Genomic DNA, 335 nt, shown 5'->3' on the forward strand with positions numbered 1-335 from the left:
GCCGCATCACTGGCAACTGTTTCACCGTTAGTAGCAAATCCTTTTTGCTTTTCCGCATCGGCCGCGGCATCAGTCGCATTCTTATTATCATTCTTGGCCTTGTCGGCAGCCGCCGTAGCAGTGGCAGCATCACTGGCATTACTGGTATCCTTGGCATCACTAGCCGCTGCGTCAGCGGCATCACTTGCCGCACTCGCATCAGCAGCCGCACTGGCCGCTGCGTTAGCAGCTGACTTGGCTGCATCACTTGCCGCACTCGCATCTTTGGCTAATGCCGGATTACTATCGTTATTGGCAGCATTCGAAGCGATCTTCGCATAATCAGAAGCTGCACT

Annotated in this window: 1 protein-coding gene; it reads right to left on the reverse strand. The window is 54.3% G+C overall.

The window, feature by feature from the left end; genetic code table 11:
- A partial coding sequence (locus FD12_RS14015) for a hypothetical protein (RefSeq protein WP_056983454.1) occupies nt 1–335 on the reverse strand: 335 nt, incomplete at both ends.

The organism is Lentilactobacillus rapi DSM 19907 = JCM 15042 (assembly GCF_001436255.1).
In the GTDB taxonomy this organism is placed as follows: domain Bacteria; phylum Bacillota; class Bacilli; order Lactobacillales; family Lactobacillaceae; genus Lentilactobacillus; species Lentilactobacillus rapi.